General features: G+C 73.1%; 10 protein-coding genes. 8 read left to right on the forward strand and 2 right to left on the reverse strand.

Annotated elements, in window-relative coordinates:
* Nucleotides 1–121: 121 nt before the first annotated feature.
* Nucleotides 122–2485, reverse strand: coding sequence for a glycoside hydrolase family 6 protein (locus tag OG823_RS06405; protein ID WP_371478231.1), 2364 nt, complete (start codon nucleotides 2483–2485; stop codon nucleotides 122–124).
* An 819-nt stretch (nucleotides 2486–3304) separates the two neighbouring features.
* Here OG823_RS06405 and OG823_RS06410 point away from each other — a divergent pair.
* From OG823_RS06410 to OG823_RS06440, 7 genes are all read left to right on the forward strand, one after another.
* On the forward strand, nucleotides 3305–4462 hold the full coding sequence (locus OG823_RS06410; protein WP_371478232.1) for an aminotransferase class I/II-fold pyridoxal phosphate-dependent enzyme: 1158 nt from the start codon (nucleotides 3305–3307) through the stop codon (nucleotides 4460–4462).
* A 130-nt stretch (nucleotides 4463–4592) separates the two neighbouring features.
* Nucleotides 4593–6071, forward strand: a complete 1479-nt coding sequence (egtA, locus tag OG823_RS06415; protein WP_371478234.1) for an ergothioneine biosynthesis glutamate--cysteine ligase EgtA — start codon at nucleotides 4593–4595, stop codon at nucleotides 6069–6071.
* A gap of 143 nt (nucleotides 6072–6214) precedes the next feature.
* The gene (gene egtB / locus OG823_RS06420) at nucleotides 6215–7510 is read left to right on the forward strand and encodes an ergothioneine biosynthesis protein EgtB (protein ID WP_371484329.1); all 1296 of its coding nucleotides are present in this window, start codon (nucleotides 6215–6217) and stop codon (nucleotides 7508–7510) included.
* Nucleotides 7511–7541: 31 nt separating this feature from the next.
* Nucleotides 7542–8279, forward strand: a complete 738-nt coding sequence (gene egtC / locus OG823_RS06425) for an ergothioneine biosynthesis protein EgtC (protein ID WP_371478235.1) — start codon at nucleotides 7542–7544, stop codon at nucleotides 8277–8279.
* A 40-nt stretch (nucleotides 8280–8319) separates the two neighbouring features.
* On the forward strand, nucleotides 8320–9291 hold the full coding sequence (gene egtD / locus OG823_RS06430) for an L-histidine N(alpha)-methyltransferase (RefSeq protein ID WP_371478237.1): 972 nt from the start codon (nucleotides 8320–8322) through the stop codon (nucleotides 9289–9291).
* A 165-nt stretch (nucleotides 9292–9456) separates the two neighbouring features.
* Nucleotides 9457–10896, forward strand: a complete 1440-nt coding sequence (locus OG823_RS06435; protein ID WP_371478239.1) for a sugar porter family MFS transporter — start codon at nucleotides 9457–9459, stop codon at nucleotides 10894–10896.
* 332 nt (nucleotides 10897–11228) lie between these two features.
* Nucleotides 11229–12347 carry a nitric oxide synthase oxygenase gene (locus OG823_RS06440; protein ID WP_371478241.1) on the forward strand — a complete coding sequence of 373 codons (1119 nt, stop codon included), beginning with the start codon at nucleotides 11229–11231 and terminating at the stop codon, nucleotides 12345–12347.
* Here OG823_RS06440 and OG823_RS06445 read toward each other — a convergent pair.
* The gene (locus tag OG823_RS06445; RefSeq protein WP_371478243.1) at nucleotides 12290–12994 is read right to left on the reverse strand and encodes a TetR/AcrR family transcriptional regulator; all 705 of its coding nucleotides are present in this window, start codon (nucleotides 12992–12994) and stop codon (nucleotides 12290–12292) included. The genes OG823_RS06440 and OG823_RS06445 overlap by 58 nt on opposite strands.
* A gap of 120 nt (nucleotides 12995–13114) precedes the next feature.
* Here OG823_RS06445 and OG823_RS06450 point away from each other — a divergent pair, with 120 nt between their 5' ends.
* Nucleotides 13115–14278 carry an acyl-CoA dehydrogenase family protein gene (locus OG823_RS06450; protein ID WP_371478244.1) on the forward strand — a complete coding sequence of 388 codons (1164 nt, stop codon included), beginning with the start codon at nucleotides 13115–13117 and terminating at the stop codon, nucleotides 14276–14278.
* Nucleotides 14279–14286: the final 8 nt, after the last annotated feature.

Consider the following 14286-nt stretch of genomic DNA (forward strand, 5'->3'; position numbering starts at 1 on the left):
CGACCTGCCGAGCCGCGCGGGCCGATGGCCGGGGCCCTGTGAGCGCGCCGGCCATCGGTGCACGCACGCACGTCCGGCCGGCCCCTGGATCAGGGCCGGCCGGACGCTCAGTGCCGGTGCGTCAGCTCGCGGTGCAGGTGAGCGTCGGCGCGGCGTTGGTGCCGCTGTAGCTGGCGCCGAAGCCGAAGCTCGTGTTCGCGCCGACGGCCAGGGCCCCGTTGTAGCCGGCGTCGGTGACGCTGACGGCGGTGCCGGTCTGGGTCTTGTTGCCGTTCCACAGGTTGGTGACCACCTGGTTGCCGCCGAAGCTCCAGGTCACCTTCCAGTGGCTGCTGGCGGTGGTGCCGGTGTTGGTGACGGTGACGTTGGCGTTGAAGCCGGCGCCCCAGTCGTTGGTGACGGAGTAGACCGCGGCGCAGCCCGCGTTGCCGGTGCCGCCGCCGGTGGTCGCGGCGGTGGTGACGGAGACGCTGTTGGAGGCCGCCGAGACGTTGCCCGCCGCGTCGTGCGCCTTCACCGAGTAGCTGTACGCCGTCGAGGCGGTCAGACCGCTGTCGGTGTAGGTGGTGGAGGTGCTGGTGCCCACCTTGGTGGCGCCACGGTAGACGTCGTAGCCGGTGACGCCCACAGCGTCGGTGGAGGCGGTCCAGGAGAGCGAGACGCTCGTCGAGGTGGTGCCGGTCGAGACCAGGCCGGACGGCGCGGTCGGCGCGGTGGTGTCGGTGGTGCCGCCGGCCGCGGTGGTGGCCGAGACGCTGTTGGAGGCCGCCGAGACGTTGCCCGCCGCGTCGTGCGCCTTCACCGTGTAGCTGTACGCCGTCGAGGCGGTCAGACCGCTGTCGGTGTAGGTGGTGGAGGTGCTGGTGCCCACCTTGGTGGCGCCACGGTAGACGTCGTAGCCGGTGACGCCCACAGCGTCGGTGGAGGCGGTCCAGGAGAGCGAGACGCTCGTCGAGGTGGTGCCGGTGGCGGCGAGCGCGGAGGGCGCGGTCGGCGCGGTGGTGTCGGTGGTGCCGCCGGTGGTGATGGGCGGGTAGGCGTTCTTCAGCAGCTCCTGGAACTGCGCGGAGAACCAGTCACCGGCGAGCGGCGCATCCGGCAGGGCTCCGGACATCTGGTTGCCGTTGCGTGCGTTACCCGTGTAGGTCGGGTCGCACATGCGGTCGAAACCCTTGCCCTGGTCGTTCGCGATGGCCTTGCTCGCACCATCGGACTCACCCGGGGGCTTCACCCAGACGTAGGCGTCGATACCGGCGGCGGGGGCAGCGGTCGGGCGCTCGCCGAGACCGGCACCGGACTGGTTGCACCAGTTGCCGGCCTGGAAGCGACGGTCGATGCGGCCGCCGTTCACGTAGGCGTCACCGCTGGTCGTCGGGCCGGGGCCGGTGGGCCGGTTGGCGCCGCCCCAGCCGTTGCGGGAGGTGTCGATCAGCATGCCGACGTTGGTGTCGAAGCCGCTCGCGACGGCCTTCTGACGGAACGCCACGGCGTAGGACTGCTCGTCGACGTAGCGGTTCCAGTCGACCCACTTGGAGGTCGCGCGGATCGGCTGGCCGGCGACCACGTCGTCAACCGTGAAGTTGGGCTCCTTCAGCGCCGAGTAGTTGGCGGTGTTGACGATGAAGCCGTGCACGTTGGCGACGGTGCTGCCCGAGGAGGTGGCCGCCGTCTTCAGCAGGTCGATCGTCGGCTGGAGGTTGGAGTCCCAGCCCAGCCAGCCGTGGTGACCGGCGTCGATGTAGTTGTAGACGTTGGAGATGGCACCGAGCTTGTTCAGCGCGTAGCCGACACCGTTGACGTAGTTGCCGTTGGCCTTCATCGTGTCGCAGTTCGCGGTGGCGGTCGCGGTGCCACCGGCGTTGGTGATGAGGTTCGGCAGCGAGTCGATCTCGATGGTCGTCACGATCCGCAGGTTCGCGTAGGCCGGGTCGGCCAGGATCGCGGCGATCGGGTCGATGAACTCGGACTCGTAGCGCGGCAGGTCGGTCGGGCCGAGCTCGCCGTTGGAGGCCAGGGCGGCACAGTCACGGCCGGGCAGGTCGTAAACGACGAGCTGGACCACGTACGGCTTGCCCGCGGCCTGGGTCACGGCGGCGTTCAGGTGGGCCCGCAGGCCCATCGAGGTGCTGGAGCCCTGGATCGCGGCGATCCGGTCCAGCCAGACCGCGGTCGGCTGGTTCGAGACCGCGCTGCCACCGGGCTCGGCGGCGGCGTGGGCGGCCCACTCCGGGTTCACGTAGACGCCGGCGCCGACATACGGGTTGTCGACCTTGGCGGTCGCGGCGTGGGCCGGGACCGCGGCAGCGATCGGGAGGATTGCTGTGGCGCTGAGCGCAACGGCGACGGCCGTTGTCCTGAGCCGCGCAAGAAGCTGTGCTGACACTTCTTGGATCCTTTCGGGTGGGGGGGGATCCAGGGGGAAATGAGTGGGAGCGCTCCCATCTTCGTGGGGCGAAGTGGGAGGGCGACCCGTTCCTCTCGGCATATAAAGCCACGGGACCAGTGCTCCGTCAAGGCATTGGACGGATTTCGACAATTCGACAGAGGGTGGCCGGGCAGGCCCTAGCGGGTCGTCAACCGTGGGAGCGCTCCCGGGCGTTGACCGCGCCAGCAGCATCGAAGCGTCCCGCCGGGCTCCGCGGAGGGCGGTCCCGAGCACGGCCCAGGGACCCCGACGGACCGACGGAACGGGACGCCGGAGCGGGGCACGCCGCCCGAACGACAGGGCGTGCCGGCCGACCGGAGGGCGAGGCCGGACGCTCCGAGCGGCGAACGACCCACGACCGAAGGGCGAACGTGCCGTATTCGAACGGCATCGGCGTGGAATCGACCGTGCACGGGCCTGCATCCCGTCGCGGGGAGCGGTGGACGGCAGTGGCGGCGGACCCTCGGGCGACTGACGACCAACGGTTGACGACTGACAGATTTCAGATATCGGATAGCCGATGACCGATTACCGATGAGGGGCGACAACTGACGAGGCGACAGCCACCCGGCACTGGCACGGGCACGGGCATCGGCACCACCCCACCGCCACCGGCACCCGCCGCACCCGACCGCCGACCGCCGACCGCCGACCGCCGACGGCCGACCGCCGACCGCGTTAGCGTGACAGCGAGCCGCCCCGCCCCTGCCCCGGAGGTCCGAGTTGGACGCGTTCGATCCCGCATCGCAGACCGCCGCCCGCGCCGGCGGCCCCGCCGCCCGGCCCGTTCCCGACCCCGCCGACCCCAGCGCCCCCGCCGCCGGGCCCGCCCCCGCCCCCGCTCCCCCCGCCCCTCCCACCCCTCAACCCTTCGACCAATTGTTCGATCAGCCCTTCGACCGCACCGGCACGGACAGCACCAAATGGGCCACGGCCGAGGGCCGGGGCGGGGTGATCGCGCTGGGCCTGGCCGACATGGACCTCCCGGGCCCGCCCGCCGTCGCCGCCGCGCTGGCCGCGCGGGCGGCCCACCCCGCGTACGGGTACACCCGCGCCGACCCGCGCGGGCGCGAACTGGTCGCCGACTGGTACCGGGCCCGGCACCGGGTCGGCATCGACCCGGACTGGGTCCTGCTCCTGCCGTTCAGCCCCCGCACGGCGCTCCGGCTGCTGCTGGAGGCGCTCGCCCCCGCCGGGCCGGTGGTCCTCCCCACGCCGGAGTGGGGCGGTTTCGCCGAGATCTGCCGAGCCGCAGGACTGCCGCTGCGCGAGCTGCCGCTCACGCCGGACGAGCACGGATACCGCCTGCCGGTCGAGGAGTTCGCCCGGTCGAGGCCCGGGGCGATCGTGCTGAGCAGCCCGAACAACCCGACCGGCCGGCTCTGGTCGCGGGCGGAGATCCGGGCGCTGGCCGAGATCGCGGCCGCGAGCGGAACCGGTGGCGTGCTACTCGCCGACGAGCTGCACGGTGATCTGCTGCATCCGGACCACGGGCTGCACCACCCCGTCGCGGTGGACGCCGCCGGGGATCTCGCCCGGCACACGGTCACACTGAACTCGGTGGGCAAGACCTTCAACGCCTCCGGCATCCCCAGCTGCTTCGCACTCGTCCCGGACCCGGTGCTCCGCTCCCGGCTGACCACGCTGATGGCCGGATTCGGCCTCTGGGAGGGCGGCCTGCTCGAACAGACCGTCCAGCAGGCCGCGCTGCGCGACGGCGGCCCCTGGCTGGACGCACTGGTGCGACACCTCGTGACCGTACGTGAGCGCCTCACCGGGGTGCTCGGCGAGGCGGTGGTCGCGGTCCCGCAGGCCTCGTTCCTGCTCTGGCTGGACGCCGCCCGCCTGGGCCTGCCCGCCGGGGACGCCCGGGCCGCGCTGCTCGAACGCTGCGGTCTCGAACTGTCCGACGGAGCCGCGTTCGGCCCGGCCGGCCGGGGTCGGCTGCGCCTCAACTACGCCGTTCCGGCGCCGCTGCTCGAACAGGTGGTGGCCCGGCTCGGCCGACTCGAAACGGTGACCGAACGTGCTCGTTAAACCCCATCTGACCTGCTTGAACACCCGTTCACCGGATATTTGCGCGGCAGATCCGCATGCCCCGTAGCAGACTGGGCAGGAAGACCGGGCCGCAATCGAGATCCCGAGGATGGTGAGTCCGGTGATACCGGTGTCCCCGAATCACGCGCCCGCCAAGCGGACGGCGCAGCAGCTCCCACAGCGGCCGCAGGCGGTCACTCCGCTGACGGAATCCATGGCCGAGAGCCACGTGGCGGGAGTCTGTTTCAAGATCGGACCGCCCCGGCTGGTCGGGGTGGAGGTCGAGTGGTTCGTCCACGACGACCGATGTCCGGGCCTACCGGTCGCGCCCGAGCGCGTCACGGCGGCCATCGCGTCCCTGCCACCGCATCCCGACGAGCGGGCACCGGAGGGCCGGGCACCCGTCGGCCCGGCGCCCGACGGCCGGGCGGCGAACATCCGGGCGAACACCCCGGCGGACCCCGCGGTGATCGGCCCGAGCGCGAACACCCCGGTCCTTCCCGAGGGGTCCCTCGTCACCCTCGAACCCGGCGGACAGGTCGAGCTCAGCTCCCCGCCCGCAGACAGCCTCGGTGCCTGCGTGGAGGCCACCCGTCGCGACCTCGCCGTTCTGCGCTCCGCCTTCGCGGCGCAGGGCCTGCGCCTCACCGGCACCGGCACCGATCCGCTGGACCGCACCCGCCGGATGGTCCTGGACCACCCCCGCTACCTCGCGATGGAACGTTTCTTCGCCCGGGGCGGCCCGTGGGGCCGGATCATGATGACCGGCACCGCCTCCGTCCAGGTCTGCGTGGACGCCGGCGCCGAGCAGGGCCCGCACGCACTGCGGGACCGCTGGCGCCTCGCCCACCTGCTGGGTCCCGTCCTGGTCGCCGCTTTCGCGAACTCGCCCCTGTTGGACGGCAGGCCCACCGGCCACCGGTCCACCCGGCAGCTGGTGTGGTCGCGGATGGAGCCGAGCCGCACGCTCGCCCCCGCCACCGACCACGGCGACCCGCGCGCCGCCTGGGCCTCCTACGTGCTCGATGCCGAGGTCCTCTGCATCCGGCGGCCGGACGGCATGCCCTGGACCGCGCCGACCGGGCTGACCTTCCGGGACTGGCTGCGCGGCGGCGGAGACCGGCCGCCGACCCTCGCCGACCTGGACTACCACCGCACCACACTGTTCCCGCCGGTCCGCCCGCGCGGCCATCTGGAGCTGCGGATGATCGACGCCCAGCCGGGGGACGGCTGGGTCGTCCCCGCCGCGTTCACCGGCGCCCTGTTCGACGACCCGGTGGCCGCGGACGCCGCGCTCGCCGCGCTCGAACCGCTCGGCGCGCTCGAAGGCCCCGGCACTCAGCGCGACGCACTGCCCCCGCGCAGCGCGGTCTGGCAGCGCGCGGCCACCCAGGCCGTCGGCGATCCGCACCTTCGCCGGGCCACCCTGGCCTGCTTCGCCGCCGCCGACGCGGCGCTGGCCCGGACCCCGGGCGCCGACCATCTGCGGGCGGCGGTGGCCGAGTTCGCCGACCGATACCCCGCCCGGGGCCGATGCCCGGCGGACGACCAGCTGGACGCGCTCCGCTCCGGCGGAAGGCTCTCACCCCCGGAGGGTGCATCGTGCTGAACCACACGGCCACGAACCACGACCCGGGCCCCGCCGACGGCGGCGCCGAGACGAGCCCGGGCGCCGGCACCAGCACGGGCACCGGCACCAGCACGGGCACCGGCACGGGCACCGGCACGGGCACCGGCACGGGCGCCGGCGGGCTGCGCGAGCGGATCGCCGCCGAGCTGCTGGCCGCCCGCGAGCGGACCGCCGCCCTGACCGACTGTGTCGAGGACCCGGATCTCACCGCCCAGCACTCGCCCCTGATGTCCCCGCTGGTCTGGGATCTCGCGCACATCGGCAACCAGGAGGAGCTCTGGCTGCTGCGCAACATCGGAGGCCGCGACCCGATGCGCCCCGAGATCGACCCGCTCTACGACGCCTTCGAACACCCCCGCGCCGAGCGGCCCACCCTGCCCCTGCTCCCCCCGCACGAGGCCCGCGCCTACGCGCGGGAGGTGCGCGGCCGGGTGCTGGACCTGCTCGACGCCAGCCCGATGGAGGGCGACCCGCTGCTGTCCGGCGGATTCGCCTTCGGAATGATCGCCCAGCACGAACAGCAGCACGACGAGACCATGCTGATCACCCATCAGCTCCGTAGCGGACCGGCCGCACTGACCGCCCCGGCGCCCCCGCCGGCCCCGGCCGACGCCGACGCGCTGCCCGCCGAGATCCTGATCCCCGCCGGCCCCTTCACCATGGGAACCGACACCGAACCCTGGGCACTGGACAACGAACGCCCCGCCCACCGGATCGAGTTGGACGACTTCCTGCTGGACACCACGCCGGTCCGCAACGGCGCCTACCAGCGGTTCATCGAGGACGGCGGCTACCGGGACGAGCGCTGGTGGACGCCCGCGGGCTGGGAGCACCGGATCCGGGCCGACCTGACCGCCCCGCTCTTCTGGAGCCGGGAGGGCGGCCAGTGGCTGCGCCGGCGTTTCGGCGTCACCGAGCCCGTCCCCGAGGACGAACCGGTGCTGCACGTCAGCTGGTACGAGGCGGACGCGTACGCCCGCTGGGCCGGACGCCGGCTGCCGACCGAGGCCGAGTGGGAGAAGGCGGCGCGCCACGACCCGGTCTCCGGCCGCTCCCGCCGCTACCCCTGGGGCGACGGGGACCCGGGGCCGGAGCACGCCAACCTCGGCCAGCGCCACCTGCGGCCGGCCGCCGCGGGCAGTTATCCGGCCGGCGCCTCGCCCTACGGGGTCCGCCAGCTGATGGGCGACGTCTGGGAGTGGACGGCGAGCGACCTGCGCCCGTACCCGGGCTTCCGGGCCTGGCCGTACAAGGAGTACTCGGAGGTGTTCTTCGGCCCCGAGTACAAGGTGCTGCGGGGCGGCTGCTTCGCCGTGGCGCCGGTCGCCTGCCGCGGCACGTTCCGCAACTGGGACTATCCGATCCGGCGGCAGATCTTCGCCGGCTTCCGGACGGCACGCGACCCGGAGCGCGGCTGATGCGCGGCCGGACCGGGCCCGGGTGGTCCTGATGTGCCGCCATCTCGCCTATCTCGGCGAGCCGCTGGCCCTGCGCGAGCTGGTCTGCGATCCGCCGGCCGGCCTGTACCGGCAGTCCTGGGCGCCCAGGCTGCAGCGGTACGGCACGGTGAACGCGGACGGCTTCGGCGTCGGCTGGTACGCGGAGGGCGACCTCGTCCCCGCGCGCTACCGGCGGGCCGGACCGATCTGGGCCGATCCGTCCTTCGCCGACCTCGCCCGGGTGGTCCGCACCCGGGCGCTGCTCGCCGCCGTCCGCTCGGCCACCGAGGGCTGCGCGCCCGGCGAGGCCGCCGCCGCGCCCTTCGCGGCCGGGCCGTGGCTGTTCAGCCACAACGGCGCGGTGCGGGGCTGGCCCGACAAGCTCGACGCGGTCGCCGCGCTGCTGCCGCCCGCCGAACTGCTCTCCCTGGAGGCGCGCAGCGACTCCGCGCTGGTCTGGGCCCTGGTGCTGCACCGGCTGCGCGCCGGCGCCGGCCTCGGTGAGGCCCTCGCCGCCGCGGTGGCGGACGTCGCCGCCTGCACCGAGGCCCGGCTCAACCTGCTGCTGACCGACGGCAGCTCCATCGCCGCGACCACCTACGGCGACACGCTCTTCCACCGCTCCCGCCCGGGTGACCAGGTCCTGGTCGCCTCGGAGCCCGCCGACGACGGCCCCGAGTGGGTGCCGGTCCCCGACCGGTCCCTCCTGCTGGCGACCGTCGAGGGCGTCACCGTACGCCCGCTCTGACCCACCCGGTCAGTTCCCACCCTCGAAAGGACGAGCCGCCGTGCCCACCTTCGACCTCACCCGCCTGCTGCCCGCGGACCACTTCGACCGCGCGCTGCGCCACGACGTGCGCACCGGCCTGGGCTCCGAACCCAAGTGGCTGCCGCCGAAGTGGTTCTACGACGCCCGGGGCAGTGAACTCTTCGAGGAGATCACCCGACTGCCGGAGTACTACCCGACCCGGGCCGAGCGGGCCATCCTCACCGCGCGGGCCACCGCGATCGCGGCGGCCACCGGGGCCCGGACGCTGGTCGAGCTGGGCTCCGGCTCCTCCGAGAAGACCCGGCTGCTGCTCGACGCGCTGCGCGGGCAGGGCACGTTGGAGACCTACGTGCCGGTGGACGTGAGCGAGAGCGCGCTGACGGCGGCCGGGCAGGCGCTGGCGGCCGACTACCCGGGCCTGGCGGTGCGCGCGGTGCTGTCCGACTTCACCGCCGGCCCCGGCCTGCCGCCGGACGGCGGCCCCCGGCTGGTGGCCTTCCTCGGCGGGACGCTCGGGAACCTGCTGCCCCCCGAGCGGGCCGAGTTCCTGCGCACGCTGCGCGGCATGGTCGAGCCCGGTGACTTCCTGCTGCTGGGCACCGACCTGGTGAAGGACCCGGCCGTGCTGGTCGCCGCGTACGACGACAGCGCCGGGGTGACCGCGGAGTTCGACAAGAACGTGCTCAGTGTCCTCAACCGGGAGCTGGGGGCCGACTTCGACCCGGCGCAGTTCGATCACGTCGCGCTCTGGGACGCCGATCAGGAGTGGATCGAGATGCGGCTGCGCTCGCGCGGTCCGCAGACCGTGAAGATCCCCGCGCTGGACCTGCTGGTGCAGTTCGAGGCCGGCGAGGAGCTGCGTACGGAGGTGTCCGCGAAGTTCCGCCGGGAGCGGGTGGCCGAGGAGCTGACGGCGGCCGGGTTCCGCCTCTCGCAGTGGTGGACCGACGAGGCCGGCCGCTTCGGCCTTTCCCTGGCGGAGCCGCTCTAGCGAGTGCTTATGTTCATCTTCTGAACGATAGATTGCCGCATTCCTGCAGCTTTGAGCTTGCTCTATCGATTCGTACGAACATATCTTGAACGCGCGTTGCGGCAACCCGGCCGCAGGGCGTTCATGCTATGCAGGCTCACAGTTGAGCCGCGGAAGAAGGATTCCGTGCGCGTCACCCAGTCGTCGACTCCGGTCGACCACGCCCCCGGGGCCCCCGCCCCGGCCCCCGAACGCCTCGGCTTCGTGGTCTTCATCGCCGCGGCCGCCGCACTCGGCGGGTTCCTGTTCGGCTACGACAGCTCCGTCATCAACGGCGCGGTCTCCGGCATCCAGGACAGGTTCGGCGTCGGCGACGGCGTGACCGGGCTGATCGTCTCCTCCGCGCTGCTCGGCTCGGCGGTCGGAGCGGCCCTGGCCGGCCGCTTCGCCGACCGGTACGGGCGGATCAGGGTGATGAAGGCCGGCGCCGTGCTGTTCGGGGTCAGCGCCGTCGGATCGATGATGCCGTTCGCCGCCTGGGACCTCGCCCTGTGGCGGGTCCTGGGCGGTGCGGCCATCGGCATCGCGTCGGTGATCGCGCCGACCTACATCGCCGAGGTCGCGCCCACCCGGTACCGGGGGCGGCTGGCCTCGTTCCAGCAGGCCGCCATCGTGCTCGGCATCGCCGTGTCCCAGCTGGTCAACTGGGTGATGACGGACGCCGCCGGCGGAGACACCCGCGGGCACCTGCTCGGCCTGGAGGCCTGGCAGTGGATGCTCGGCGTCTGCGTCGTGCCCGCCGTCGTCTACTTCGTGCTGTCCTCGCTGATCCCCGAGTCCCCGCGCTTCCTGATCTCGGCCGGCCGGCTGGACGAGGCCCGCAGCGTGCTCAGGGACATCGAGGGCCCGGCCGCCGGCACCGACGCCCGGATCGCCGAGATCCGGGGGCTCATCGCCTCCGACCACCGCCCCCGCTTCAAGGACCTGCTGGGCGGCCGCTTCGGCCTGCTGCCGATCGTCTGGACGGGCATCGGCCTGTCGGTCTTCCAGCAGCTGGTCGGCATCAACGTGATCTTCTACTACTCGTCGATCCTCTGGCAGTCGGTCGGCATCGACCAGAGCAACTCGCTGCTGATCAGCTTCTCCAGCTCGGTCATCAACATCATCGGCACGGTGGTCGCGATCCTGCTGGTCGACCGGATCGGCCGCAAGCCGCTCGCGCTGATCGGCTCCACCGGCATGGCCGTCGCCCTGGGCGCCTGCGCCTGGGCGTTCTCCTCCGCCACCGGCAGCGGCGACGACGTCGCGCTCCCCGATCTGCAGGGCACCGTCGCACTGATCGCCGCCAACGCGTTCGTGCTGTTCTTCGCGATGTCCTGGGGCGTGGTCGTCTGGGTGATGCTCGGCGAGATGTTCCCCAACCGGATCCGGGCCGCCGCCCTCTCGGTGGCCGCCTCGGCCCAGTGGATCGCCAACTGGGCGATCACCGTGTCCTTCCCGTCGATGGCCCGCTGGAGCCTCTCCGCGACGTACCTGATCTACGCGCTCTGCGCGGCCGGGTCGGTGTTCTTCGTGGCCCGGTTCATGAAGGAGACGAAGGGCGTCCGCCTGGAGGACATGGGCTGACCCACCATGGGCTGACCCGGCGGGCAGCGCGCGGACGGGCGGGCCGAAGCCGCCCCGAGCGGCACCCGGGCGGCCGGGCGGCGACCCGAGCCCCTGCACCCTAGCGCCTGGCGCCCGGGTGCAGGGGCCGATTCGTTCACTCTCTGCGGCCGGGCACACACATCCGGTACTCCTGGAGCCGGGAGGGATGATTCTTGATCTTCAACCGGCTCCGCACCCGCAGACCCGCACCACCCGTACCGGCCGCCAGCTGCCCGTACGGTCACACCGCTCCGCAGCCGTACGCGGCGCCGTACGCGTCCGGGACGGCCCCGGTGCGACCACCGGCACCGGTGCGGTCGACCGTTCCGGCGCCGACCGCGGCGGGGTTCACCGATCCCGAGCTGGCCGCCGACTTCGTCCGCCGGTTCCACCTGGAGCGGCCCGGCGGCCTCGGCCACCGCCCCCGGCTGCGCCAGGTCATGGACGAGATCGACCGCACCGGTACGTACGAGCACACCGCCGAGGAGCTCGCCTTCGGTGCCAAGCTGGCGTGGCGCAACGCCGCCCGCTGCATCGGCCGGCTGTACTGGCGCAGCCTGGTGGTGCGCGACCTGCGCCATCTCTCCTCGGCCGACGACGTCGCGGAGCAGTGCTTCGAACATCTGCGGCTGGCCACCAACGGCGGCCGGATCCGCCCGATGGTGTCGGTGTTCGCCCCCGACCGGCCCGGCCGGCCGGCGCCGCGGATCGTCAACCAGCAGTTGGTCCGGTACGCGGGGTATCCGGCGCCGGGCGGCGGCTGGACGGGCGATCCGGCCGGCGTGCAGCTGGCGGCCCGGGCCCGTGACCTGGGCTGGAAGTGCGGCGAGGAGCCGTTCGAGGTGCTGCCGCTGCTGGTGCAGGAGCGGGCGGGCGCCGCACCCAGGTGGTACGAGGTGCCGGACGACGCCGCGCTGGAGGTGGATCTGACGCACCCGGAGCACGGGTGGTTCGCGGAGCTGGCGCTGCGCTGGTACGCGGTGCCCGCGATCAGCGACATGACGTTGGAGATCGGCGGGGTGCGCTACCCGACGGCGCCGTTCAACGGCTGGTACATGGGCACCGAGATCGGTGCCCGCAACCTGGCCGACGCGGACCGCTACAACCTGCTGGCCGAGGTCGCCGGGCGGCTCGGGCTGGACACCTCCTCGGAGCGCACGCTCTGGCGCGACCGCGCGCTGGTGGAGCTGAACGTGGCGGTGCTGCACTCGTTCCAGGAGGCCGGGGTGACGATGGCCGACCACCACACCGAATCACAGCGGTTCCTCAAGCACGTCGCGCAGGAGAAGCGGCAGGGGCGGCCGACCCCGGCGGACTGGAGCTGGATCGTGCCGCCCGTCTCCGGCGGCCTCACTCCCGTCTACCACCGGTACTACGACCCGGTGGACCCTTCGCTGCGGCCGGCGTTCGTGGCCCGCGAGCCCTGGTGACCGGCGGGGTGCGAGGGGCCCACGGTCCGCGCGTAGCGCAGTTCCAGGCCGTCGAGGAGGGCCTCCAGCCCGGTCTCGAAGGCGCCCTCGTCGATCGAGCCGCGGTGCTCGGAGAGCAGGTGGGCCTCGCCGAGGTGCGGGTATCCGTCGGCGTACAGCCCGGCGTCCCCGGAGAAGCCGGCCGCGAAGGAGGCCAGCGCCGAGCCGGTGACGAAGTAGCGCATCAGCGCGCCGATCCGGGTGGCCTGGCCGCGGGGCCAGCCCGCGTCGACCAGGCAGCCGAAGACGGCGTCGGCCAGCCGTAGCGCGTTGGGCCGGCGCCCGGGGCCCTGGGCGAGGACGGGGACGATGTTGGGGTGGGCGGCGAGCGCGGCCCGGTAGGAGCGGGCCCAGTCGGCGAGCGCCGCCCGCCAGTCGTCCGGCGCGTCGAACATCGCGAGGTCGACCTCGCCCATCACGGTGTCCACCACGGCGTCCAGCAGGTCGTCCTTGGTGGCGAAGTGGTTGTAGAGGGAGGGGCCGCTGACGGACAGTTCGGTGGCCAGCCGGCGGGTGGAGAGTGCCTCCAGGCCCTCCGCGTCGGCGAGCCCGAGCGCGGCGGTGACGATCCGGTCGCGGCTGAGCAGTGGCGTGCGCGGACGGGCCATCGTCGCTTCCTCCGGTCGGGTGGTCTCCGGCGCCCATTCTCGCAGGCCCCCCTTCCCAGACCGGCCCGAGCGGGTTAGAGTCCAAAAACTTGCACCGCTAGTTTAACGGATGGACACCGCGTGAACCTGGAGCTCACCGAGGAGCAGGCCGCCGTCCGCGAGCTTGCCGCCGACTTCACCGACCGCGAGATCGCCCCGTACGCCACCGCCTGGGACCGCGCCGAGTCGGTCGACCGCGCGATCGTGCGCAAGCTCGCCGGGGTCGGCTTCCTGGGCCTGACCATCCCCGAGGAGTACGGCGGCAGCGGTGGCGACCACCTCGCGTACTGCCTGGTCCTGGAGGAGCTGGGCCGGGGGGATTCGGCCGTGCGCGGCATCGTCTCGGTCACGCTGGGGCTGGTCGCCAAGTCCGTCGACGGCTACGGCACCGAGGAGCAGAAGCGGCACTGGCTGCCCCGGCTCACCTCCGGCGAGGCGCTCGGGTGCTTCGCCCTCACCGAACCCGGCACCGGGTCGGACGCCGCCAACCTGGCCACCAGCGCGGTGCGGGACGGCGACGACTGGCTGATCACCGGCTCGAAGATGTTCATCACCAACGGCACCTGGGCCGACGTCGCGCTGGTCTTCGCCCGCACCGGCGGCGAGGGCCCCGAGCACGCCGGCCACCGGGGGATCACGGCCTTCCTCGTCCCGACCGACCTGCCCGGATTCGGCCGCACCGAGATCCGCGGCAAGCTCGGCCTGCGCGGCCAGGCGACCGCGGAGCTCACCCTCGACGCCGTCCGGGTACCGGACGGCGCCCGTCTCGGCGCCGAGGGCAAGGGCTTCGGCGTGGCGATGGCCGCACTGGCCAAGGGTCGGATGTCGGTCGCGGCCGGCTGCGTCGGCATCGCCCGGGCCTGCCTGGACGCGGCCGTCCGGTACGCCGGCGAGCGCGAGCAGTTCGGCCGCCCGATCGCCTCGCACCAGCTGGTGCAGGAGCTGATCTCGGACATCGCGGTGGATCTCGACGCCGCCCGGCTGCTCACCTGGCGGGTGGCCGACCACATCGAGCGCGGACTGCCGTTCGCCACCGAGTCCTCGGTCGCCAAGCTCTTCGCGAGCGAGGCGGCGGTGCGGGCCGCCAACAACGCGCTCCAGGTCTTCGGCGGCTACGGCTACATCGACGAGTACCCGGTCGGCAAGTACCTGCGCGACGCCCGGGTGATGACCCTGTACGAGGGCACCAGTCAGATCCACAAGCTGCTGATCGGCCGCTCGCTCACCGGCGTCAACGCGTTCTGAGCGCGCCG

The organism is Kitasatospora sp. NBC_00315 (assembly GCF_041435095.1).
Taxonomy (GTDB): domain Bacteria; phylum Actinomycetota; class Actinomycetes; order Streptomycetales; family Streptomycetaceae; genus Kitasatospora.